The sequence below is a fragment of the Limnohabitans sp. genome (assembly GCF_034680285.1).
Taxonomy (GTDB): domain Bacteria; phylum Pseudomonadota; class Gammaproteobacteria; order Burkholderiales; family Burkholderiaceae_C; genus Limnohabitans_A.
Map to the genome: position 1 here is coordinate 64,152 of NZ_JAXITC010000002.1, position 22,094 is coordinate 86,245.

Genomic DNA, 22,094 nt, shown 5'->3' on the forward strand with positions numbered 1-22,094 from the left:
CAAGAGAAACCCCCTGCGTCAGTCGATCTTCGCGCCCGAGGCCTTGACCACTTGGGCCATGCGCACATAGTCCGCCGCCAGCAGTTTGGCGAAGTCGGCGTTGCTCATGTCCCGTGGCTCGATACCCTGCTTGTCCAGACGCGCCAAAACTACCGGATCTTTGAGCAACTTGCTCACAGCCGTGTTGATGCGATTGGCCTCGGCAGCAGGTACGCCCGCAGGGCCCAAAAAGCCGAACCAAGAGTCAAACTGATACCCAGGCAGGCCGCTCTCGGCGATGGTGGGTAAGTCCGGCAGGTATTTGCTCCGCTGGGGCGAGGTCACGCCCAGCAAGCGCACGCGGCTGTCTTTGGCAAAAGAGAGCGCTCCAATGCTGGCTGCGATCACCGCTTGCGCACGGCCTGAGAGCACCTCGTTGATGGCTTCGCCCGTGGCCTTCAGCGGGATGTGCACCACGTCCGTGCCCGACAGGCCCGTGAAATAGGCCATGGCCAAGTGGGTGGCACTGCCCACACCAGCGCTGGCGTAGTTCATCTTGCCGGGGTTGGCCTTGGCGTAGCGGATGAATTCGGCCGCGTTTTTGGCGGGCACATCGGGGTGCACCATCAGTACATAGCTCGCGCTACCGATGTGGGCCAAAGGTGTGAAATCCTTTTGCGGGTCGTACGCGAGCTTGGTGTAAAGCGATCCGGCAATGTTATGGCTGGCCGCAGCCGCCACCATCACCGTGCCATCGGCCTCAGCACGCGCGACATAGCCGGTTCCCACGGTGCCGCCAGCACCGGCGCGGTTTTCCACAATGACCGTTTGGCCCAAGGCGGTTGTCATTTCTTGTGACAGCGCACGGGCGAGTGTGTCTTGCACGCCCCCGGCCGCAAAAGGCACCACGATGCGCACCGTTTTGGTGGATTGCGCTTGGGCCAAACCCACAGCGGACAGCAAAGCTGTCCCCAAAGTCGCCGTCAAAATTTCACGCCGTTGCATCATGAGAGTTTCCTTGTGAAAGTTTCAAACCGTTAAAAATCAAGACACGATCAGGCCACACAGACCCTGTCGGCCAGGCGGCGCATGAAGCGCTCGCACCAGGCCAGCTGATCCAGCGTGACCCATTCGTTGGGCTGGTGCGCCTGCGCAATGTGGCCGGGGCCGCACACGATGGTGGGCACACCCGCCTGGTGGAACAGAGCCGCTTCCGTGCCAAACGACACCTTGCCTGCGCCACTGGCCGGATCGACCTCAGCGCAGTCAAAACACAGCTGCGCGATCTCGCTGTCAGCCGCCGTGGCGAAGCCGGGCAACACCGATTTGAGTTCGTGGGTGATGCCCGTGTCCGGCGCGACCGCTTGCATGGCGGGCACCAGGCTCTCGCCAAAGGCCTTGGCCCGTGCAAACAGGTCTTCGGGCGTGTTCATGTGGTGGTGGCGGATTTCCCAGGTCACCTCGCACTGACGCGGGATGATGTTGAGCGCGGTGCCGCCTGCGATCACGCCTGTATGGACCGTGGTGTGGGGCACGTCGTAGATCGGATCGAACGGGCCGTTTTGCACCAGCTCTCGGTGCATGCTTTTGAGGTTGGCGACAAACTCGCAAGCGATCTCGACCGCATTCACACCCAGCGGCGTGAGCGAAGAATGCGCCTCAAAACCGTGCACCGTGGTTTTGTACGAATGCTTGCCTTTGTGCGCAATCACCACCTGCATGCCGGTGGGCTCGCCCACGATGCAGCCTGCAGGCTTGTACCCCTGGGCCTGGATGTCGGCAATCATGCGGCGCACGCCAATGCAGCCAACTTCTTCGTCGTAACTGAAGGCCAAATGGATCGGGCGCTTGAGTTTTCTTTTGAGCAACTCGGGCACCATCATCAAACAAGTGGCCCCAAAACTTTTCATGTCGGTCACACCCCGGCCATACATCTTGTCACCGATCACCGTGACCTTGAACGGGTCGGTGTCCCAGGGTTGACCGTCGACCGGAACCACGTCGGTGTGGCCCGACAACACCAGGCCGCCGATTTTGGTTTCACCGTCGTGCGCGGGCAGCGTGGCCCAAAGGTTGGCTTTTTGACCACTGTCGTCGTAGGTGCGGCTGCAGCTGATGCCCAGATCGTTCAGGTAGGACTCTGTCCAATCGAGCAAAGCCAGGTTGCTGTCACGCGAGACGGTGGCAAAGGCGATCCATTTTTCAATCAGGGGCAGGGCGGCCAAATCTGCGGCTTGGACAGCGGCCGCAACAGGGGCCAGCGCGGCGGGGGAGATTGGAGCGTTCATGGCAAATTCCATCAAAAATGCCCATGGCGGGCGTTTTTTGATCTTACAGGGCCGGTTACATCAAGGCGTCACCTTGCCGACAGGTCAACAGGGCGTGTGACCCTAAAGTAAACCGTCGTTTTTAACCACTGTTGGAGATCCCATGGCCATTTACGAGCTGCGCACCTATTCCGTGATCGTCGGAAAAATGTCCGAAGTCATTTCGCTCTACAAAAACGAAGGCTGGCCTGCGCTGGCCAAGCACCCACAAAAACTGGTGGGCTATTTCACGGGCGATGTGGGCGCGATCAATGAGCTGATCCATGTCTGGAAGTTCGACGACGATGCCGACCGCCGCGCCTTTTGGGCCGGGGTGTTTGCCGACCCCGAATTCATGGCCTTTGCCGCCAAGATTCGCCCGCTGATGCGCGAGCAAAACAACAAGCTCATGCTGTCTGCACCTTGGGGCCCGCAGCCCTGATGCAGGCGACATGATTTTGCAGGTCTATGACTCTGCCGCGGTCGCTTGCTGCATGGGACCGTTGATCTTCTGGGTTTTATAAATCCAGGTGGATCACCCCCCCGGCCTGCTGGGCGCGTGAGCAGCACAAAATGATTTTGTGCTGACGCTCTTTTTGGCTCAGCACAAAGTCGCGGTGCTCCACCGCATCAGAGGCTTGTGCATCGTAAGGCAGGGCGCACACGCCGCACAGGCCGTCGCTGCATTTCACGCTGACGCCCACGCCCGCCTCGGCCAACACCTCGGTGGCGCTGCGCTCGGCAGCCACCTGCAGGCGGCGGCCCGACTTTTGCAGCACCAATTCAAAGGCTTGGTTCACCCAAGCGTCGGCCTCGGGCACGCTGAAGTATTCGCGGTGCAAGGCGTCTTGCGGCCAGCCGTGCGCTAGGGCGGCTTCGAACACACCGTCCATGAAGCGCGGCGCGCCGCAGGTGTAGACATGCTGGCCAGGCGCAAAGTCGGGCAAGATCTGCAACAAGTCAGCCCGCTGGCCTTCGTCCTTGAAGTGGAACTGCACCCGATGGGCCCAAGGGGCCTCGGCCAGGTCTTTCAAAAAGCCCGCTGTTGTTCGGCTGGCCGCGCTGTAGTGAAAGTCAAACGGTTTGCCCAGCGCGTGCAGGCGGTGCGCCATGGCGATCATGGGCGTCACACCAATGCCACCGGCCATCAGCCAGCTGTGGGTGGCGTCTTCGTGCAGTGCAAAGTGGTTGACCGGGCGCGAGACAAACACCCGGCGCCCTTCGCGAAAGGCCCGGTGCATCAGCGCCGAGCCGCCGCGCCCGCCCGACTCGGGCGGCTCGCGCAAGACGCCCAGCACATAGCGGCTGCGGTCGGCCGGGTCGCCCGCCAGGCTGTAAGGCCGCTGATATTCGGGGGCGATCACCACGTCAATGTGCCCGCCTGCCGTGAAGGGCGGCAGCTCGCGGCCATCGGGTGCTTTGAACTCGTAACGCGCCAGGCCCTCGGCCATCTCTTCGCGTTTGTGCAGCACCACCGGAAACACGGGCGGCTCGGCCGGCAAGGGCTGCGGCCCCGGGGCCAGACCCTCGGTCTGGCCTGCTGCCAAGCGGGCTTGGTATTGCGCGGGCGTGAGCAAGGCCTGGTAGCGGGCAATGCCTTCTTCGCGGTTGACCGGGTAAGTCACCGGGTAAGGCTGCGGCATTTTGTCGGCCGGGTACACGGCCAGAGTCTGGTCTTCGTAGCGCAGGTCCAGGTCTTTTTGCAGGGTGCGCTGGTGGGTTTGCGCCGCTTCCACATAACGGCCCGTGCGCTTGTCCAGCTCGATGTCCCACCACCACTTCTTGACCGGGTTGATGCTGCCGCGATCGAGCAAGTCATCGAGCCGCGCCAGCGCCGGTGCAGCGGCGGGCAGCTTCATGGCCACTTGCCGCCACAGGCTGTCGGCCAGCAGACCTTCCAGGTTCCAGGGGCAGGTTTTCATGCAGCGCCCGCACATGCCACCTGCCGCGTTGGTGATGCGGTAGCGGGCGCATTTTTCGGCGTCACTTTTCCAGATTTCGTAGCCGTTGTACATCAGCTTGGGGCCAGCGGTGATGGCCCCGGACGGGCATTCGCGGGCGCACTTGTTGCAGCTTTCACAAAAGCTTTGCAGGCCAAAGTCGATGGGGCGGTCGGGGGCCATGGGCATGTCGGTGGTGACGCTGCCGCTTTTCAGGCGCGGACCCAAAAACGGGTTGAGGATCACCTCGCCAATGCGGCTGACTTCGCCCAGACCCGACAGCAGGAGCAATGGCGGCTGCAGCACATCGCCGTCCAGCACCGAATGCACCCGGGCCGAATAACCGAGCCGCCGAATCTGCTCGGCCAAGATGCCACCCATCAACGAGAAGCGCAAATAAGCCCGCATGCTCTGCGCCACCGAAATCCAGTCGTCGCCGCTGGCGCCCTCCATGGTTTCGTGGCCTTGGTCGATCAACAGGTTCAGCGCGTTGGCGTGGTAGGCCGGCATGGGGTTGCCGCCCGCGTCGTGCGAGTAATAGGCCCACTCGGGCACGGCGCACAGGCCCACCGCGTCCACCCCCAAATAGTAAGAAGCGGCTTTGAGCTTGTCGGCGTTGCGTTGGGGGTCGAGCGTGCTGGCGGCCACCGGGCCACGCGCCGGGCCAAACTGCAAGAGCAGCAAAGCGCCCAGCGCCCTGCGGGCACAAGCCCCGATGGGGCTTTTCATCACGTAGTGCGCGTTCTTGGCATCGTCTTGCACCGACTTGCCCAAGTCGCCAAACAAGGCCCGGGCAAAAAAGTCGGCCCGCTTCGGGAATCGAGGCACCCGGTCGTGGTCGATGAAGGTGGTGGGCGTGTCTTGACGCTTGAGCGTTTCAAACGGGTGCGCCCCTTGGCGAAACTCCCGCCGAGCATAAGCGTCGCGGTGAAACGCGCCTTTGAAGGTGCCTTGGCCCAGCCACCAGGCCGGGCCGTGGCTTTGCCAGCGGTTTTGTTGTGGGTCTAAGGCTTGGTCCGGAGCCAGCGCCAAAGTGGTGCTGACGGCGGCCAGGGCATAGCGCTGGCCCACATAGGGGTTGCCGCCATCGGGCAAGGTCAGGCCTGCGGCCAGGGCCAGGCGGGCCAAATCCACATCGCTGCAGCTGGCGCTGTGGGCGCGGGCCTCGTGGCCCAGCATGCGCAAATAACTCGACAGCAGCACGGCTGTTTGCGCCGCCAGCACGGCGGCACGGGGCTCTTGTGTGCCCTCCAGCCAGTCGCAGCCGGGCTCACCCGGTTTCGGGTCCCGCGCAAATTCCACCAGGATCACGATGGCGTGGCTGTGGTGATTGATGGGGCCATGCACCGTGCGCGCCGACTCCAGCACATCGGCCAAGATCATGTCCATGCCCGCCGCAAAACTGGCGGGCTGGCTTTGTGCCAACTCTTCGCCCAAGGCAGGCACAGCGGGGTTGCGGATCGGCTCGGCGAGCCAGGCGCTGGCGGGCAGGGCGCAAATACCCATCATTGAGGCGTCAAAGTAATACCCCGCAGCCTTCAGATGCCGGGCGCGTTCGTTGGGCTCGGCCGGGATCTCGCCGCTTTGCGGGTTCACGGCCCCATCGCGCACCAGATCGAACATGGCCATGTAACGCGCCATGGCGTGGGCCATCGATTCGGGGTCATCGTGTTCAAAGCGCAGCGCCTGCATGGGCGGCAAGGCGCTGTCGTCGGGGGCTGCAGTGGTGCAGCGCAAGCGCTCCAGAGAGTAGGGCCCCAAGTGCACGGGGCGGTCGCGGTAAGAGAACAAGCGCATGGGCTAGCCAAGTAGGGGTCAATCTTTCAGCTTACAGGCAGCATGGACGTACGCGCTGTCACCTGCGCATTGCATGATTTCAGTATTTGGCAAGCTGACACCCATCGAATCACTTTCAGCGGTTCCCCGTGTTCTCCCTGATGCTGGGGTCTTGCAAAATTTGTATGATGACCTGATTAATTTAGATCAGGAGTTCCCATGCAACGCAGAAATTGGATCGCCGCAACAGCTACCGTGCTCGCCATGTCGCCCTTTTTGGCCACCACCGCTTCGGCGCAGGCCTGGCCCGCCCGCCCCATCAAACTGGTAGTGCCTTTTCCACCGGGCGGCCTGATCGACAACATGGCCCGCCTGATCGCCCCCAAGCTGGGCCAAGAACTGGGGCAGCCCATCGTCATTGACAACAAGCCCGGTGCCGGGGGCAACTTGGGCGCGGCCGAAGCGGCCCGTGCCACAGCCGATGGCTACACGCTCTTGATGGCGTCGCCACCGCTCACCATCAGCCCGGCGCTGTACACCAAGCTGCCCTACAAGCCTGAGCAAATCGTGCCAGTGGGCCTGCTCGGCCGCGTGCCCAATGTGCTGGTGGTCAACCCGGCCTCAGGCATCCAGAGCGTGGCCGATTTGAGCGCCCGCATCAAAGCCAAGCCTGGCCAACTCAATTACGCATCCAACGGACAAGGCACGTCCTTGCACCTGAGCGCTGAGCTTTACAAAAGCCTGGGCGGTATTTTTATCACGCACATCCCTTACCGGGGTGCCGCGGCGGGCCTGACGGCGGTGATGGCCGACGAGGTCAGCATGATGTTTGACAACCTGCCCTCGGCTCTGGGCCTGATCAATGGCGGCAAGCTCAAGGCCTTGGCCGTGACCACACCCCAGCGCAGCAGCGCCTTGCCCAATGTGCCCACCATGGAGGAGGCAGGTATTAAGGGTTACCAAGTGTTTGCCTGGTTCGGCGTGGCCGCGCCTGCGGGCTTGCCTGCACCGGTGGCACAAAAGCTGGAACAAGCGCTGGAGCGCGTGGCCAAGCAGCCCGAAGTTCAGGCGGCCATCCAGAAGGCCGGCGCCGAACCCACCTGGGTGAACGCCCAAGGCATGGCCAGCTTCATGCAAGCCGACATGGCGCAATGGAAAAAAGTGGCGGCCTACGCCAAGATCAACCTGGATTGAGAGAGCAAACATGACAACAGTTGGACTGATTGGTTTGGGGGCGATGGGCTCGGGCATGGCGCAGTCTTTGCGCCGAGCGGGGCACAGCGTGCAGGTGTTTGATGTGCGCCGCGAGGTGGCCGAGGCCTTCACCCATGCGGGCGGCACCGCGCACGACACACTGGCCTCGTTGGGCGCAGCCTGTGATGTGGTGGTATCGGTGGTGGTCAATGCCGCGCAGACCGAAGCCGTGCTGTTTGGCGATGGCCAGACGCCCGGTTGCGCGGCCAGCATGAAGCCCGGCAGCGTGTTCGTGATGTGCTCCACTGTCGACCCCAACTGGTCGGTGGCTTTGGAAGCGCGCCTCGAAGCCATGGGCCTGCGCTATGTGGACGCGCCCATCTCAGGCGGTGCGGCGAAAGCGGCATCCGGCCAGATGACCATGATGACCGCGGGCAAGCCCGAGGCCTATGCCGTGGCCGAGCCGTTTTTGAATGCCATGGCCGCCAAGGTCTACAAGCTCGGCGACAGCGCGGGTGCGGGCAGCAAGGTCAAGATCATCAACCAACTGCTGGCGGGCGTGCACATCGCCGCTGCGGCCGAAGCCATGGCCCTGGGCTTGCGCGAAGGCGTCGACGCTGCCGCTTTGTACGAGGTGATCACGAACAGCGCAGGCAACAGCTGGATGTTTGAAAACCGCATGGCCCATGTGCTGGCAGCCGACTACACGCCGCTGTCAGCCGTGGACATTTTTGTGAAGGATCTGGGCATCGTGCTCGACATGGCGCGTGCCAGCAAGTTCCCACTGCCACTGTCCAGCACCGCGCACCAGATGTTCATGCAGGCCAGCACTGCGGGCTTTGCCAAAGAAGACGACAGCGCTGTGATCAAGATTTTCCCGGGCATTGAGTTGCCTGGTCCCAAAGGTTCCTGAAGCTTGTGGGCGGCCGCCCCTGCGGCCGAAAGCCTTCGCGCGAAGGGAGCGCGCTCCCACAACAATGCGCACGCAGGGACGGCCTTCCACAACAACACCCAAACACAAGCCAACCATGACCAAAACATTGAAACTGGGCTGTATTGCAGACGACTTCACTGGCGCCACGGATCTCGCCAACAACCTGGTGCGCTCAGGCATGCGTGTGGTGCAGACGATCGGTGTGCCCAAGTCCCCGCTGGCCGCTGATGTAGACGCGGTGGTGGTCGCGCTCAAGTCGCGCACCACCCCCGCCGCCGAAGCCATTGCCCAATCGCTTGACGCCTTGAAGTGGCTACAGGCACAAGGTGCAGAACAAATCTATTTCAAATACTGCTCCACCTTTGACAGCACGCCCGAAGGCAACATCGGCCCGGTGACCGAGGCGCTGATGGACGCGCTGGGTACCGACTTCACCATCGCCACCCCGGCGTTCCCCGATAACGGGCGCACCGTGTTCAAGGGCTACCTGTTCGCGGGCAATGTGTTGCTCAACGAATCGGGCATGCAAAACCACCCGCTCACCCCCATGCAGGATGCCAACTTGGTGCGCGTCATGCAAGCGCAGACGAAGCGTAAGGTGGGTTTGATCGACTACAAAACAGTGGCGCAGGGCGAAGCCGCGATCCGCGAACGCATCGCCGCTTTGCGTGCTGAGGGTGTGGGCGTGGCCGTGGTGGACGCGACGAGCAACGATGACCTGCACCTGCTCGGGCCTGCCTTGAAGGGCATGCCGCTGGTGACTGCCGGTTCGGGCGTGGCCATTGGCCTGCCCGCCAACTTTGGCCTCCAGCCTTCGCTGCAAGCGAGCCAATTGCCAGCGGCCAGTGGCTTGCAAGCGGTGGTCTCGGGCAGCTGCTCTTTGGCCACCAATGCGCAAGTGGCGCACTTCAAAGCGACAGGCCGCCCAGCGATGGCGATCAACCCCGCCAGCCTGATGAATGGCCAAAGCGGAGCTGTCGTGCAACAGGTGCTGGCCTGGGCCGCGCCGCTGCTCCAGGGCGGCCCGGTGCTGGTGTATTCCACCGCAGAGCCCGAAGCCGTCAAAGCCGTGCAAGCGCAGCTGGGCGTGGCCGAGGCGGGTGCTTTGGTCGAACACGCACTGGCCGCTGTGGCGCGTGGTTTGGTCGGTCTGGGTGTGCAGCAGCTGGTAGTGGCAGGCGGCGAAACCTCGGGCGCGTGTGTGCAGGCGCTGGGCATTGCGCAGCTGCAAATCGGCCCGCAAATCGACCCCGGTGTGCCTTGGTGCCATGCACCAGGTGACAACGGTGGCGTGCACATCACGCTCAAGTCGGGCAACTTCGGCACCGAAGACTTCTTCACCAAAGCCTTTACAGTGTTGGCATGAATCTCACAGAATCCCAAGCCCGCGAAGAAATCTGCCGCGTGGGCCGCAGCTTGTTTGAGCGCGGCTACTTGCACGCCACGGCAGGCAACATCAGCGTGCGGCTGGACGATGGTTTCTTGATCACGCCCACCGACGCGTGCCTGGGTTTTCTCGACCCGGCGCGCTTGGCCAAGCTGGACCTGCAAGGCCAGCAGCTGAGTGGCGACAAAGGCAGCAAGACCATCGCTCTGCACCGCCAGATTTACGCTGCGGCCTGTGAGTCGGATACCGACACACGCTGCGTGATCCACACCCACAGCACCCACTGTGTGGCGCTCAGCCTCAACACCCACGGGCCTGAGTTGTTGCCCCCGATCACGCCCTACTTTGTGATGAAGGTCGGCCATGTGCCGCTTGCGAATTACCACCGCCCGGGCAGCCCGGATGCGGCCCAAGAAGTGGCCGATCTGATCCGCAGCCACGCCGCACAAGGCACACCGATCCGCGCCGTGATGCTGCCACGCCTTGGCCCCAATGTGTGGCACAACAACCCAGCGGCGGCCATGGCCACGCTCGAAGAACTCGAAGAAACCGCGCGGCTCATGCTGTTGCAACCCCACACCCCGCCGCTGCGGGCCACCGATCTGGATGAGTTGCGCCAGACCTTTGGCGCACGCTGGTGACCCCGTCAGAGCGGCGCCCTCGCCGCGAAAAACTTATCTGAACACCGAAAGAACCTCATGCCCCGTTTTGCCGCCAACCTCTCCATGATGTACCCCGACCTGCCTTTTCTGGACCGCTTTGAAGCGGCGGCCAAAGACGGGTTCAAGGCCGTGGAGTACTTGTTTCCTTATGCCTTTCCTGCACAAGAGCTGGCCGCGCGTTTAAAGGCCAATGGTTTGCAGCAAGTGTTGTTCAACACGCCCTCGGGTGGGACCGAGACCGACAGCTTTGCCCAAGCTTGGGAAACAGGCAGTCGCGGCACAGCCAGCGTGCCTGGGCGCGAAGCCGAGTTCCGCACGGGCTTTGCGCAAGCCTTGATTTATGCAGAGGCCCTGAACTGCCCGCGCATTCACGCCATGGTGGGCTTACGCGCCGAGGGTGCCAGCTCAGAGGTCGCAGATGCCACCTTGGTCAGCAACTTGAAGTGGGCAGCCGCCGAAGCGGCCAAAGCTGGACGCGATGTGCTGGTCGAGCCCATCAACACCCGCAGCGTGCCTGGCTTTCACCTGAACCGCCAAGACCACGCACACCGCATCGTACAAGCCGTGGGGGCGTCCAATGTCAAAGTACAAATGGACCTTTTCCACTGCCAGATTGTTGAAGGCGACCTCAGCACCAAAATCGCCCAGTACCTCCCCACGGGTCAAGTTGGACATTTCCAAATCGCCGAGGTGCCTCACCGCCACGAGCCCGGCACAGGCGAAGTGAACTGGACGCACATCTTCCAGGTCATCGACAAGGTGTCGGCCGAATGCGGTTGGAATGGTTGGATCGGCTGCGAGTACAACCCGGCCGATGCCACATCAGGCGGCACATCAAGCGGCCTCGGCTGGGTGCGTCCTTATTTGTGAGTCAGGGGCGGCATGACTTGAGCTGTGATGGGTGATCTTCACTACCTGGTCTGGGCGGGACTGGCTGCAGCCATGGTGGGCTTGTCCAAAGGCGGCTTGCCCACGGTGGGCATGCTGTCTGTGCCCATCCTTTCGTTGTTCATGTCCCCGGTCAAAGCGGTGGTGATGCTGCTGCCGATTTACATCATCTCTGACATGGTGGGGCTGTGGCTGTACCGCAAAAATTTCAGCGCCATCAATCTCAAAATTCTCGTTCCGGCGGGTGTGGGCGGTGTGCTGGTGGGCTGGCTCACGGCGTCGTTGGTGTCTGACACGGCCGTGAAAATGATGATCGGCCTCATGGGCGTGGGCTTTGTGCTCAACGCTTGGCGCAAGCGCAACACCGCGCAAGCACCTCGGCCAGCCAGCTGGAAAAAGGGGTTGCTTTGGGGCAGTTTGTCCGGCTTTACCAGCTTCATCTCGCATGCGGGTGGCCCCCCGTTTCAGGTTTACCTGCTGCCCCAACAACTGCCGAAACTGGTGTTTGCCGGCACATCGACTTTGTTTTTTGCTGTCATCAATTTGGCCAAGTTGGGGCCCTACCACCAGCTGCAACCTTATGGCAGCACTGAACTGACCAGTGCATTGGTGCTAATCCCATTTGCCTTGGTGGGCACGGTGGTGGGTGCTTACCTGACCCGCAAAATCGCCGACGACTGGTTCTTCAAATGGGTGCAACTGGGCTTGCTGGCCATTTCCATCAAACTGATCGTCGACGTCATCGGGGCTTGAAGCTAGGCCTCAATGCCAAGGCATGGCTGCCTTGGCATTGGGGGGGTCACGCTCAAACCATTGGCAGTGGCAAGGCTCGCAAGCGTTTGCCATTGATCGAGGCGATCGCGTTGGCAATGGCTGGAGCCAAGGGAGGCAGGCCCACTTCGCCAATGCCGCCAGGGTGGTTGTCGGTGGGCATCACCTTCACCATCACTTCGGGCGCTTCGTTGGCACGCAGCACTTGGTACTTGTTCAAGTTGGTTTGCTGGGGCTCACCCGCCCTGAAGTCCATGTGTTCGTGCAAGGCCGCCGACAAACCAAAGATCACCGAACCTTCAATTTGCGCCTGTACGTTTTGCGGTTGCAAAGCGTGACCGCAATCTACCGCCGACCAGACCTTGTGCACCTTGGGACGACCGTTGACGATGGAGACTTGCACCACCATGCCGCAGAAGGTGTTCCAGGCGTCCGAGAACGCCAGACCCAGTGCGTGCCCTTTGGGCAGCTTGGCTTTGCCCCATTGCGACATGTCAGCCACCGCTTTGAGAACAGCCTGTCCACGCGGGTTTTTCTTCAGCAAGTCCATGCGGTAAGCCAGGGGGTCTGCTTTCACGCCACGCGCGACTTCGTCGATCAAGGTCTCGATCGCGAATTTGGTGTAGCCAGGGCCCACCGCACGCCAGAAGCCGGCTTGGATGCCGCGCTCTTCAATCATGAACTGCACGCTGTGGTCGGGGATGTCATAGGTGATTTCGGTGCCTTCCATCACAGGCGCGTCTTTGCCACCCGAAGCCTTGAATGCAGGCGGTACCACACGGGCGTAAATGCCCTCGGACACCACGCGGTGCAACAAGCCAACGATCTTGCCTTGGGCATCCACACCGGCCACCAAATGCTGCCCGGTCATAGGGCGGTATTTGTCATGAACCATGTCGTCTTCGCGGGTCCAGATCACCTGAATCGGTGTGCCTGGCATCGCCTTGGCCACCAAAGCCGCATCGGCCGAGTAGTCGGCTTCCACACGGCGACCAAAACCACCACCCAACAAAGTGATGTTGACTTTGATGTTTTCTGGCTTGAAGCCGGCTGCGCCCGCCACTGTGCCCGTCACAAACGAGGCCGATTGGGCAGGTGCCCAGACTTCGATTTTGTCGCCGTCTACCCGCGCCGTGCAGTTCATCGGCTCCAGGCAAATGTGGCTCACCATTTCGCTGGTGTAGGTGGCGCTGAAGGTGCGGGTGGCACCTGCCAACTGCTTGGCCGCATCACCGTGGGCAATGAAGGCGATGCCTTTGTCGTTCAAGTCTTCTGCGCGCTTGGTGTATTCCACGCGCATTTGGTCGGTGTACTGCACACGGGCCTTGGACTTTTGACTCCAGACGACCTTGAGTTTGTCGCGCGCCATTTTGGCGGTGTAAAAAGAGTCAGCGACCACGGCCACGCCGTAAGGCAAACGCACCACGTTTTTGACGCCAGCCACCGCACGGGCGGCGGTGTCGTCCACGCTCTCAGGCGTCTCACCTTGCACCGGCGCACGCAGCACCGAGGCCCACAGCATGCCGGGCAAGCGCTGGTCAATGCCGTAGAGCGCCTGGCCGCTCGACTTGGAAGGCACATCCACACGGGGGATGTCTTTGCCGATCAGGCGGAACTGCGCCATGGGCTTGAGCATGCTCTTGTCCACCTTGGGCAACTCGGCAGGAACCGTGGCTACCTTAGCGATGTCGGCATAGGTCATGGCACGTCCACTGCTATGGATCACGCGGCTGGCTTCGCTGCGCAGCTCGGCAGCTGGCACACCCATGGCTTGCGCCGCAGCGTTCACCATCACCAAGCGGGCTTGGGCACCCGCCAGGCGCAGCGGCTCGTAATAACCCTGCACCGTGCGCGATGCGCCTGTGGTCATACCCCCACCAAAACGGGGATTGCCAAAGCGCTTGGGATCGCTGGGCGACTGCACCACACGCACTTGACTCCAGTCCAGATCCATCTCTTCGGCCAGCAGCATGGGCATGGCAGTCATGGTGCCTTGGCCCATTTCTGCAGCGGGCGACATCAAGGTCACCACGCCATCCAAGCCAATGTTGATCCAGCTGTTGGGGGCAAAGCCGCCCGCGCCAGGAGCCTGGGCCAGAGCCAATTCGGTTTGTGTGAGGCCAAAGGACAAGCCCAAAGCCAAACCGCCCGAGCCGAGGATGAAGGAGCGGCGAGAGACGCTCGGTGTCAGAGAGGTGTTCATCGTTTTCATGCCTTGCCTCCTTTGAGGGTTTTCTGGGCGTGCGAGACGGCGCTGGCAATTTGGTTGTAAGTGCCGCAGCGGCAAATGTTGCCGCTCATGGCTTCCAAAATTTCGGTGCGGCTCAGGTCTTTCTTGACCACGCTGATCACCTTGGCGGCTGTCATGAGCTGGCCCGACTGGCAGTAGCCGCATTGAGGCGCTTGGGCTTTGACCCAACCGGCTTGCAAAGCTTGACCGGTCGGCGTCTTCATCAGGCCTTCCACGGTGGTGATGTTTTTGCCTTCCACGGCCGACACGGGCAATGCGCAGGAGCGCACCGGGTCACCGTTCAGGTGCACCGTACAGGCGCCGCACTGGGCAATGCCGCAGCCGAACTTGGTGCCCGTGAGGTTGAGCTTTTCGCGGATGACCCACAGCAAAGGGGTCTCCGGCGTGGCATCGACCGAGACGGCCTCGCCATTGACTTTGAATCGAACCATGCGTGTCTCCATTGGTGTCTTGCGGTGCAGCCTGCCAGCGGCCGCGCAAAACCCATGCTTTGCGCCTGCACCGTCAACCCATGAAGTTAAAGCGACCACAGCGTCCAACATGTCGCACAAGGCTCAAACCCGGGCAAACCCTGAGCGTCTTGGCGCCTCAAGGCACCGACACAAGGCTCAAGCGCTCAGCCCGCACACCGTTTTGGAGCCTTGCCAGTTGCTGAGCGCCTGGCTCAAATCCGTGCCCCGGCGCATGGCGGTCATCTCAGCCACGATGCTCATGGCGATTTCGGGGGGCGTCAGAGCGCCAATGTTCAGACCCACTGGGCCGTGCAACTGCTGCACTTCCGCTTCGCTCACGTCAAAGTCCAGCAAGCGTTTGCGGCGCTGCGCGTTGTTGTGCAGCGAGCCCAATGCGCCCACATAAAACGCGGGCGTTCGCAGTGCTTCCATCAAGGCCAAGTCGTCCAGCTTGGGGTCGTGCGTCACCGCCACCACCGCGCTGTTGTGGTCCAAGCGCATGGCCAACACCAGGTCGTCGGGCATCTGCGTAGACAAGGTCACACCCGCCATGGCCTCCCAGCCCTCGTGGTATTCCACACGCGGCTCGCACACGGTGACCTGGTAGTCCAGCATCACGGCCATGTTGGCCAAATAGCGCGAGAGCTGCCCACCACCAATGATGAGCAAGCGCAAGCGTGGGCCGTGCACCGTGGTCAAACTTTGACCATCAAATTGCAACTTGTCGCCTTCGGTCGCAGCCCCCATGCGCACCATGCCGGTCGCCATGTCCATGCGGCGCTCGACGCGTTGGTGCTGCTCGATCAGCACCAGCAATTCGCGCAGTTGCGACTGTGCAGAGAGCGGCTCCAGCACCACCTGCACCGAGCCGCCGCAAGGCAGACCAAAGCGGCGCACCTCTTCAGCGGTCTGGCCATAGGTGGTGCTTTCGGGCAGGCGCAGCGCCAGCTCGCCAGCGGCCACGCGGCGGATCAAATCGTCTTCGATGCAACCACCCGAGACCGATCCGGCCACTTGGCCGTCGTCACGGATGATCATGAGCGAGCCCGGCGGGCGGGGGGCCGAGCCCCAAGTGCGCACCACCGTGCCCATGACCACGCGGTGGCCCCGGCTTTGCCAGTCCAGCGCGGTGCGGATCACGTCGATGTCGATGCTGTTCATGTTTGTCTCTGAATTAGCGGTCCAAATCGTTGGGCCAGCGCAGGCTTTGCCCCGTCAGTTGCTCCACAGCTTGGCGGTCTGCTTCATTGTCCACATCCAAGCGGTAATGGCCATGGGGAGTTTCCCAGTGGTAGACGGCTGCGGGGTGGGCCAACTGCCATTGGCGTGCGCCCATGAGGTCGTCTCCCGCCAGAATTTGCGCCATCACCGAGCCAGAAAAAACCACCGGGTTCCCAGGCAAACCTTGCACTTTGGGTTGGAGCAGTTGGGTGCCTGCCGGGCGCTGTGCAAAGGCTGCCAGCAGCGCTTGTACACCTTGCACATCGATCAAGGGCTGATCGGCCAGCGCCACCACCACCGCGTCCAGCCCAGCGGGCAAGGCCTTCAAGCCCAGGCGCAATGAACTGACATGACCGTCATCGGGCTGAGGGTTGTGCACCGGCTGGGCCGACCAACGGGCCAACACCCCTTCTTGCAAGATGCGCTCTGCATGGTGCCCCAGCACCACCCGAATGGGCGTCACACCTGCCAAGGTCAAGGCCTGCAATTGACGCTCCAGCAGAGTCATGCCATCGAATTGCAGCAGGCATTTGGGCCGGTGGCCCATGCGGCTGCCCGCACCCGCGGCCAGCACCAACCCGCCCACGCGCAGGGCAGGCTCTGTGGTGTGCTGAACCAGCGTTGTCACGTTCAATCGGGCGCTCCGTGTGGGTGGTGGAGCGGCCATTGTGCCGAGGTCCTGCGCCCGAGCTGCCGCTTTGGCGTCACCTCTGTGAATGCCCGCCGTGGTCAGTCTGTTCCAAACACGCTAAAGTGTTTTTCTTTTGTGCCGCCCCGAGGAGCCCCCACCATGAACGCCCCCCTGCACCGCGAAATGCCCGGCAACCTGCTCGACAGTGCCCGCGCCCTGAACGACGTGACCCAAGCTTGGGACAGCTCCATCGTGCCCGAGCTGAAAAACTACATCGAGATTCCCGCCAAGTCGCCTGCGTTTGACGCCGACTGGGCCGCGCACGGCCACATCGAATCGGTGTTGCGACGCGCCGCCCAATGGGTCGAGGCGCAAAAGGTGGAAGGCCTCACGCTCGAGATCATCCAGCTGCCCGGTCGCACGCCCGTCATGTTTTTTGAAGTGGCCGCCACCCGCGCGGCCAGCGAGGGCTCGGGCCAAACGGTGCTGATGTACGGCCACCTGGACAAGCAGCCCGAGTTCAACGGCTGGCGCAATGACTTGGGGCCTTGGACCCCTGTGTATGAAGACGGCAAGCTTTATGGCCGAGGCGGCGCAGACGATGGTTACGCGGTCTACGCCAGCATTGCCGCCGTGCAGGCGCTCAAAAGCCAAAAGACACCGCACCCGCGCATCGTCGGCCTGATCGAGACCTGCGAAGAGTCCGGCTCGTACGACCTGCTGCCTTATGTGGACGCGCTGCGCACCCGCATGGGCGATGTGGGTCTGGTGATTTGTCTCGACAGCGGCGCGGGCAACTACGACCAGCTGTGGCTCACCACCAGCCTGCGCGGCATGGCCAGCGGCACGCTCAAGGTGCAAATCCTGACCGAGGGTATCCACTCGGGCGACGCCTCGGGCCTGGTGCCGTCGAGCTTTCGCATCATGCGCCAGGTGCTCGACCGGCTCGAAGACAGCACCACCGGCCGCCTGCTGCCCGCGAGCTTCCATTGCGAAGTGCCTGCCGAGCGCTTGGCGCAAGCACAGGCCACAGCCGCCATCTTGGGCGACGAGGTGTACAAGCGTTTTCCCTGGGCGCACTACGACTGCGGCGGCTCGACCAGCTTTGCCCTGCCCACCACCACCGACCCGACACAAGCCCTGCTCAACCGCACCTGGACACCCACGCTGAGCGTGACCGGGGCGGAAGGCTTTCCGGCGCTGAAAGATGCGGGCAATGTGCTCAGGCCTTACACCGCCTTCAAGCTCAGCCTGCGCCTGCCCCCGCTGGTGGACGCCGCGCAAGCCGTGGCCGAAATGAAAGCCCTGCTCGAAGACAACGCGCCCTACCAGGCCAAGGTCACGTTTGAAAGCGGCGGCGGTGCCACGGGCTGGAACGCGCCCGACACCTTGCCTTGGTTTGAACAAGCCCTCAACAGCGCCAGCCAAGCGCACTTTGGCGCGGGCGTGGGTTACATCGGCCAGGGCGGCACCATCCCGCTCATGAACATGCTGAGTGCTGGTTTCCCCAAAGCACAAATGATGGTTTGTGGCGTGCTCGGCCCCAAGAGCAACGCGCATGGGCCGAATGAATTTTTGCATGTGCCTTACGCCAAGAAACTCACAGCGGCAGTAGCCGAAGTCATGGCGCGGATGCCTTGATGAACGTCATCGCACGTCCCTCTTTGCCACGTCCCCAAGTTTCAGGCTTGCAGGGCGAGGCAGGCCCTCTGGCCTTGTACGACTGGGCCATGCCTGCCAGCAAGCCGCTGGGCACCGTGCTGTTGGTGCACGGCCTGGGCGAACACGCCGGGCGCTACGGCGAGGTGGCCGCGCATTTGCACCAGTGGGGTTTTGCCGTGCGGGCGTACGACCAGCAAGGCCACGGCCAGTCAGAAGGTCCGCGCGGTGACATGCTGCACCCCGGCAGTTTGCAGGCCGATCTGTGCCGGGTGATCGACGACACCCGGCAGCGGCCAGACCTGGTGGGCACCCCGCTCATCTTGCTGGGCCACAGCATGGGGGGCTTGGTGGTGGCCCGCACGCTGGCCGAACAACTGCGCCCAGTGGATGCAGCGGTGCTGTCATCACCTGCACTGGGCGCGTTCCCCAACTTGTTTCAAAAAATGCTGCTGGCCACCTTGCCACGCGTGCTGCCCCACCTGCGGGTGGACAACGGCCTGAAAGCCGATTTCGTGTCGCGCGACCCCGACGTGGTGAAAGCCTACAAAGCCGATGGTTTGGTGCATCGCCGCATCTCCACAGGCCTGGCCGCCTGGATTTTGGAAAACGGCGAGAGAACCTTGCACGATGCGTCGAAGTGGCAAGTACCCACCTTGCTGCTTTATGCGGGCCAAGACAAGCTGGTCAACGCACAAGCCACCGCTGACTTTGTGAATGCCGCGCCGCAGGCGGTGGTGCAGGCCCAGTGTTTTGAGGCCATGTACCACGAGATCTTCAACGACCTCTACCGCGCTCAGGTGTTCACCGCGCTCAAGCGCTGGCTGCTGGCACGCTTTTCTGTTTGATCACCATCCACACCAGCGCCAAGCCGGTCAGCGTCACGGGCAAAAGAGAGCCAATGTTGAGCCAAGTCCAGCCCTGTGTGGTGACCAAGGCGCCAGAAGCAAACGAAGTCACCGCCATGGTGGCAAACACAAAGAAGTTGATCGCCGCCTGACCTCTGTCTTTTTCAGCAGGGGTCCAGGCCTTCATGGCCAGCGTGGTGCTGCCGGTGAACAGGAAGTTCCAGCCCAAGCCCAGCAAGAACAGTGAGATCAGGAACTGGTGCAGTTCGACCCCCGTCAATGCAATGGCGATGCAGGCGAAATTGATGAGCACACCCACCGCCATGATCTGCAGCGTGCCGAATTTCTTGATCAAGTGGCCCGTGAAAAAGCCCGGTGCGAACATGCCAATCACATGCCACTCGAGCACCAGCGCTGCATCGTCAAAACTGAAGCCGCACACCTGCATGGCCAATGGGGTAGCGGCCATGAGCAAGTTCATCACGCCATAACTCAAGGCTGCAGCGGCTGCGGCCACGATGAACACGGGCTGGCGCATGATCTCGGACAGTGGGCGGCCCACACTGTCGCCCGGCTTTTTGGCGGGTACGGCTGGGAAGCGGATGAAGTTCATGCACACCATGGCCAAAATGGCCACCATGCCAAGCGCCATGTAAGCGCCCAAAAACGGCACCTCGTACAAAGTGCGGGTGCGTGAGGCCAAATTGGGGCCGACGATGGCCCCGATCAACCCCCCCGCCAGCACCAGCGAAACCGCTTTTTCCTTGAACCCATCAGCCGCCAACTCGGCTGCGGCAAAACGGTACAACTGGCCGTTGGCGCTGTAATACCCCGCAATGACCGTAGCCGCGACCAACAACCAGAAGTTGTGGCTCCAAGCGGCATAAGCGGCCAGCAGCGCCGACAACAAGGCCACGCCCAAACCCAGCTGAAACGACACCTTGCGCCCCCAGCGAGACTGGCTCTTGGCCACCAAGCCGGTTGACAGTGCGCCGCCCACCACATAGCCCATGACAGGCAAAGTGGCCATCCAACCCAAAGGGGCCATGGACAAACCCACCAAGCCGTTGATGGCAATGAAGGTGACGTTGTTCGTAAAGAACAGCCCTTGGCAGAGGGTGAGGAGGATCAGGTTAGGGTTCATAAAGGGCAGTGTATCGCCAGTCGCTTATGAATTGATGTCGCCTCGGCGCCCTCGCCGCGACGAAGCTTCGTGGTCCACCACCCATCGCCCACCACCCATCGCCCGCAGGCTTCAGGCGCAAATGGCCAACACCGCCAAGGGGGCGGTTTCGGCCCGCAGCACGCGCGGGCCCAATGTGATGGGGGCAAACCCTGCGGCCAAGGCACTGGCTTCTTCGCTCGGGCTCAGGCCCCCTTCAGGGCCGCTGAGCACGGTGACGGGGCCGCTGCCGGTCATGGCAGACAGGGCTTGCGTGCCTTCTGACAAAGACAACACCCAGCGTTCCCCTGCCTCGGCCCATGCCAACCACTCTTTGAGCGTGACCGCCGCGTGCACCGTGGGCACACGGTTGCGTCCGCACTGCTCGGCCGCCGCCACGGCCACGCCTTGCCAATGCGCCAATTTTTTTTCAGCGCGTTCGCCTTTGAGCTTGAGCACGCTGCGCTCGGCCACCAGGGGCGTGATGCTGGCCACGCCGAGCTCGGTGGCTTTTTCGACCAACCAGTCCATACGCTCGTTGGCGGTGATGCCAGCCAACAGGTGCACTGGGCGGGCGGCCTCGCGCTCGATCGGGTTGTGAACGCCCACCTCGATATCGACATCGCTGCGGCCCATGCGGGTGACGGTGGCGTCAAACTCGCCGCCCTCGCCGTTGAACAAGGTGATGACATCGCCAGGCTGCAGGCGCAGCACCTGCACATGGCGGGCAGCGCCAGCAGGCAGGCTGAGCGCCAAGCCGGTTTGCAGGGGAGCGGGGCAATAGAAACGGGGCATGAGGAACTTACATCCGTCCGTAAGCAAAACCGACCTGGGGCGTCGTGCCCTCGATTTCGTCGATCAGCTTGAGCAGCGGGCCCAGCTCGCGGTAACGGTCACAAGCTTTACGGATGTAGTGGATGAAGCGCGGCGCATCGGCCAAATACTTGGGCTTGCCATCGCGCAGGGTCAGGCGGGCAAAGATGCCCGCCACTTTCAAGTGGCGCTGCAGGCCCATCCACTCCACGGCGCGGTAGAAGGCGCCAAAGTCGCTGTGCCAGTCTTCAAAATCCATCAAGCCCGCTTTGCGGGCTTTTTCCCAGTAGCGGATGGTGACGTCGAGGACAAAGTCTTCATCCCAAGTCAAAAACGCATCGCGCATCAAGCTGGCCACATCGTAGGTGACAGGGCCGTAGACCGCATCCTGGAAATCCAGCACCCCCAGTTGTGGATTCGCGCCGAAAGGCATCATCAGATTACGCGGCATGAAGTCGCGGTGTACGTACACGCTGGGCGCGGCCAGATTGCGCTGGACGATGAGGGCGAAGGCCTTGTCAAACACCTCGCGCTGCGCGCCTTGCAGCTGCACGCCCCGGTGCTGGGCCAAATACCAATCTGGAAACAAACTCAATTCGCGGTTCAGCAAAGCAGCGTCATAGGGCGGCAGCACACTTGGGCGCGAGGCCAGTTGCCACTGCACCAGCGTGTCCACCGCTTGCATGTACAGGCCATGGTTGGCCTGAGGGCGCTCGGGGTCAATGGCCGACATCATGGTGGCGTCGCCCAAGTCGCTCAGCAACATGAAGCCGTGGGCCTCGTGCCAATCCAGCACTTCAGGGGCATTGAGGCCTGCTGACGTCATCAACGCAGCGATGCGCACAAAGGGTTCGGAGTTTTCCTTGTCGGGCGGTGCGTCCATGACGATGCGGCTTTCGCCTTGAGTCGTGTCTACCCGCAGGTAGCGGCGAAAGCTGGCGTCGGCCGAGGCAATCCTCAGGGTTTCAGGCAACAGTCCGTACGCCTTGGCCATGCTGGCCATCCAAGCCGTGAACAAGCCTTGTCTTGCGGGGTCTGCCCAAGGAACAGCGGCAAAAGGTACCGACGAAGGTGCGGTCGAAGAAGTCAACGGGGAAATAGGGGGGGAGGAAGGGTGGCTCATGGATAATCCCATTCTACAAAGCCTGTTGCGGCCTCCGTGAGCGGGCGACAGGCTGACTCTTTTGTAACTTTCCCTATTTTGTGGCCTCTCATTTCGC

The 22,094-nt window shown here is 62.2% G+C and carries 19 protein-coding genes; 9 read left to right on the forward strand and 10 right to left on the reverse strand.

The genetic code is table 11. The features are described 5' to 3' along the window. Positions 1 to 18: 18 nt before the first annotated feature. A complete protein-coding gene (locus SWE17_RS02095; protein WP_322991476.1) occupies positions 19 to 987 on the reverse strand; it encodes a tripartite tricarboxylate transporter substrate binding protein in 969 nt (322 codons plus the stop codon). Positions 988 to 1,034: 47 nt separating this feature from the next. Next, complete coding sequence (gene argE, locus SWE17_RS02100; RefSeq protein ID WP_322991477.1) at positions 1,035 to 2,267, reverse strand: acetylornithine deacetylase; 1,233 nt, start codon at positions 2,265 to 2,267, stop codon at positions 1,035 to 1,037. 142 nt (positions 2,268 to 2,409) lie between these two features. Here argE and SWE17_RS02105 point away from each other — a divergent pair, with 142 nt between their 5' ends. Next, positions 2,410 to 2,727 carry an NIPSNAP family protein gene (locus SWE17_RS02105; RefSeq protein ID WP_322991478.1) on the forward strand — a complete coding sequence of 106 codons (318 nt, stop codon included), beginning with the start codon at positions 2,410 to 2,412 and terminating at the stop codon, positions 2,725 to 2,727. 76 nt (positions 2,728 to 2,803) lie between these two features. Here the strand turns inward: SWE17_RS02105 and SWE17_RS02110 are convergent, their stop codons facing one another. Beyond that, a complete protein-coding gene (locus SWE17_RS02110) occupies positions 2,804 to 6,022 on the reverse strand; it encodes a 4Fe-4S double cluster binding domain-containing protein (RefSeq protein WP_322991479.1) in 3,219 nt (1,072 codons plus the stop codon). A 198-nt stretch (positions 6,023 to 6,220) separates the two neighbouring features. Between SWE17_RS02110 and SWE17_RS02115 the strand changes: the two genes are divergently transcribed. From SWE17_RS02115 to SWE17_RS02140, 6 genes are all read left to right on the forward strand, one after another. Then, positions 6,221 to 7,195 carry a tripartite tricarboxylate transporter substrate binding protein gene (locus SWE17_RS02115; protein ID WP_322991480.1) on the forward strand — a complete coding sequence of 325 codons (975 nt, stop codon included), beginning with the start codon at positions 6,221 to 6,223 and terminating at the stop codon, positions 7,193 to 7,195. A 10-nt stretch (positions 7,196 to 7,205) separates the two neighbouring features. Beyond that, positions 7,206 to 8,108: an L-threonate dehydrogenase gene (gene ltnD / locus SWE17_RS02120; RefSeq protein WP_322991481.1), complete on the forward strand. Its 903-nt coding sequence runs from the start codon at positions 7,206 to 7,208 to the stop codon at positions 8,106 to 8,108. Between the two features lie 115 nt (positions 8,109 to 8,223). Beyond that, on the forward strand, positions 8,224 to 9,495 hold the full coding sequence (otnK, locus tag SWE17_RS02125) for a 3-oxo-tetronate kinase (protein WP_322991482.1): 1,272 nt from the start codon (positions 8,224 to 8,226) through the stop codon (positions 9,493 to 9,495). Beyond that, the gene (locus SWE17_RS02130; protein ID WP_322991483.1) at positions 9,492 to 10,157 is read left to right on the forward strand and encodes an aldolase; all 666 of its coding nucleotides are present in this window, start codon (positions 9,492 to 9,494) and stop codon (positions 10,155 to 10,157) included. The genes otnK and SWE17_RS02130 overlap by 4 nt, the downstream gene beginning before the upstream one ends. Before the next feature lie 57 nt (positions 10,158 to 10,214). Further along, positions 10,215 to 11,048, forward strand: a complete 834-nt coding sequence (gene otnI, locus SWE17_RS02135) for a 2-oxo-tetronate isomerase (protein ID WP_322991484.1) — start codon at positions 10,215 to 10,217, stop codon at positions 11,046 to 11,048. Between the two features lie 27 nt (positions 11,049 to 11,075). Then, positions 11,076 to 11,819: a sulfite exporter TauE/SafE family protein gene (locus SWE17_RS02140; RefSeq protein ID WP_322991485.1), complete on the forward strand. Its 744-nt coding sequence runs from the start codon at positions 11,076 to 11,078 to the stop codon at positions 11,817 to 11,819. 52 nt (positions 11,820 to 11,871) lie between these two features. On the opposite strand, the gene SWE17_RS02145 is transcribed toward SWE17_RS02140, so the two are convergent. The 4 genes from SWE17_RS02145 to SWE17_RS02160 form a co-directional block, all read right to left on the reverse strand. Then, entirely contained in the window at positions 11,872 to 14,049 is a 2,178-nt protein-coding gene (locus tag SWE17_RS02145) for a xanthine dehydrogenase family protein molybdopterin-binding subunit (RefSeq protein WP_322991486.1), read from the reverse strand. Continuing rightward, complete coding sequence (locus tag SWE17_RS02150) at positions 14,046 to 14,519, reverse strand: (2Fe-2S)-binding protein (protein WP_322991487.1); 474 nt, start codon at positions 14,517 to 14,519, stop codon at positions 14,046 to 14,048. Before SWE17_RS02150 ends, SWE17_RS02145 begins: the two co-directional genes overlap by 4 nt. 177 nt (positions 14,520 to 14,696) lie before the next feature. Continuing rightward, positions 14,697 to 15,701, reverse strand: coding sequence for an XdhC family protein (locus tag SWE17_RS02155; protein ID WP_322991488.1), 1,005 nt, complete (start codon positions 15,699 to 15,701; stop codon positions 14,697 to 14,699). A gap of 13 nt (positions 15,702 to 15,714) precedes the next feature. After that, positions 15,715 to 16,428, reverse strand: a complete 714-nt coding sequence (locus SWE17_RS02160; protein WP_322991489.1) for a nucleotidyltransferase family protein — start codon at positions 16,426 to 16,428, stop codon at positions 15,715 to 15,717. Between the two features lie 123 nt (positions 16,429 to 16,551). On the opposite strand from SWE17_RS02160, the gene SWE17_RS02165 reads away from it, so the two are divergent. Continuing rightward, positions 16,552 to 18,033, forward strand: a complete 1,482-nt coding sequence (locus SWE17_RS02165) for a M20 family metallopeptidase (RefSeq protein ID WP_322991490.1) — start codon at positions 16,552 to 16,554, stop codon at positions 18,031 to 18,033. Continuing rightward, entirely contained in the window at positions 18,033 to 18,899 is an 867-nt protein-coding gene (locus SWE17_RS02170) for a lysophospholipase (protein ID WP_322991491.1), read from the forward strand. Before SWE17_RS02165 ends, SWE17_RS02170 begins: the two co-directional genes overlap by 1 nt. On the opposite strand, the gene SWE17_RS02175 is transcribed toward SWE17_RS02170, so the two are convergent. The 3 genes from SWE17_RS02175 to SWE17_RS02185 all read right to left on the reverse strand — a co-directional run bounded on the left by SWE17_RS02175 (position 18,865) and on the right by SWE17_RS02185 (position 21,997). Then, a complete protein-coding gene (locus tag SWE17_RS02175; protein ID WP_322991492.1) occupies positions 18,865 to 20,043 on the reverse strand; it encodes an MFS transporter in 1,179 nt (392 codons plus the stop codon). The genes SWE17_RS02170 and SWE17_RS02175 overlap by 35 nt on opposite strands. 111 nt (positions 20,044 to 20,154) lie before the next feature. Continuing rightward, positions 20,155 to 20,856, reverse strand: a complete 702-nt coding sequence (locus SWE17_RS02180) for a 16S rRNA (uracil(1498)-N(3))-methyltransferase (protein ID WP_322991493.1) — start codon at positions 20,854 to 20,856, stop codon at positions 20,155 to 20,157. Positions 20,857 to 20,863: 7 nt separating this feature from the next. Continuing rightward, on the reverse strand, positions 20,864 to 21,997 hold the full coding sequence (locus SWE17_RS02185; protein WP_322991494.1) for an aminoglycoside phosphotransferase family protein: 1,134 nt from the start codon (positions 21,995 to 21,997) through the stop codon (positions 20,864 to 20,866). Positions 21,998 to 22,094 lie beyond the last annotated feature (97 nt).

What these genes read in the sequence shown, in the direction of transcription:
- SWE17_RS02095 (WP_322991476.1), bottom strand. Translation starts at nt 987, where the DNA reads ATGATGCAACGGCGTGAAATTTTGACGGCGACTTTGGGGACAGCTTTG.
- argE (WP_322991477.1), bottom strand. Translation starts at nt 2,267, where the DNA reads ATGAACGCTCCAATCTCCCCCGCCGCGCTGGCCCCTGTTGCGGCCGCT.
- SWE17_RS02105 (WP_322991478.1), top strand. Translation starts at nt 2,410, where the DNA reads ATGGCCATTTACGAGCTGCGCACCTATTCCGTGATCGTCGGAAAAATG.
- SWE17_RS02110 (WP_322991479.1), bottom strand. Translation starts at nt 6,022, where the DNA reads ATGCGCTTGTTCTCTTACCGCGACCGCCCCGTGCACTTGGGGCCCTAC.
- SWE17_RS02115 (WP_322991480.1), top strand. Translation starts at nt 6,221, where the DNA reads ATGCAACGCAGAAATTGGATCGCCGCAACAGCTACCGTGCTCGCCATG.
- ltnD (WP_322991481.1), top strand. Translation starts at nt 7,206, where the DNA reads ATGACAACAGTTGGACTGATTGGTTTGGGGGCGATGGGCTCGGGCATG.
- otnK (WP_322991482.1), top strand. Translation starts at nt 8,224, where the DNA reads ATGACCAAAACATTGAAACTGGGCTGTATTGCAGACGACTTCACTGGC.
- SWE17_RS02130 (WP_322991483.1), top strand. Translation starts at nt 9,492, where the DNA reads ATGAATCTCACAGAATCCCAAGCCCGCGAAGAAATCTGCCGCGTGGGC.
- otnI (WP_322991484.1), top strand. Translation starts at nt 10,215, where the DNA reads ATGCCCCGTTTTGCCGCCAACCTCTCCATGATGTACCCCGACCTGCCT.
- SWE17_RS02140 (WP_322991485.1), top strand. Translation starts at nt 11,076, where the DNA reads ATGGGTGATCTTCACTACCTGGTCTGGGCGGGACTGGCTGCAGCCATG.
- SWE17_RS02145 (WP_322991486.1), bottom strand. Translation starts at nt 14,049, where the DNA reads ATGAAAACGATGAACACCTCTCTGACACCGAGCGTCTCTCGCCGCTCC.
- SWE17_RS02150 (WP_322991487.1), bottom strand. Translation starts at nt 14,519, where the DNA reads ATGGTTCGATTCAAAGTCAATGGCGAGGCCGTCTCGGTCGATGCCACG.
- SWE17_RS02155 (WP_322991488.1), bottom strand. Translation starts at nt 15,701, where the DNA reads ATGAACAGCATCGACATCGACGTGATCCGCACCGCGCTGGACTGGCAA.
- SWE17_RS02160 (WP_322991489.1), bottom strand. Translation starts at nt 16,428, where the DNA reads ATGGCCGCTCCACCACCCACACGGAGCGCCCGATTGAACGTGACAACG.
- SWE17_RS02165 (WP_322991490.1), top strand. Translation starts at nt 16,552, where the DNA reads ATGAACGCCCCCCTGCACCGCGAAATGCCCGGCAACCTGCTCGACAGT.
- SWE17_RS02170 (WP_322991491.1), top strand. Translation starts at nt 18,033, where the DNA reads ATGAACGTCATCGCACGTCCCTCTTTGCCACGTCCCCAAGTTTCAGGC.
- SWE17_RS02175 (WP_322991492.1), bottom strand. Translation starts at nt 20,043, where the DNA reads ATGAACCCTAACCTGATCCTCCTCACCCTCTGCCAAGGGCTGTTCTTT.
- SWE17_RS02180 (WP_322991493.1), bottom strand. Translation starts at nt 20,856, where the DNA reads ATGCCCCGTTTCTATTGCCCCGCTCCCCTGCAAACCGGCTTGGCGCTC.
- SWE17_RS02185 (WP_322991494.1), bottom strand. Translation starts at nt 21,997, where the DNA reads ATGAGCCACCCTTCCTCCCCCCCTATTTCCCCGTTGACTTCTTCGACC.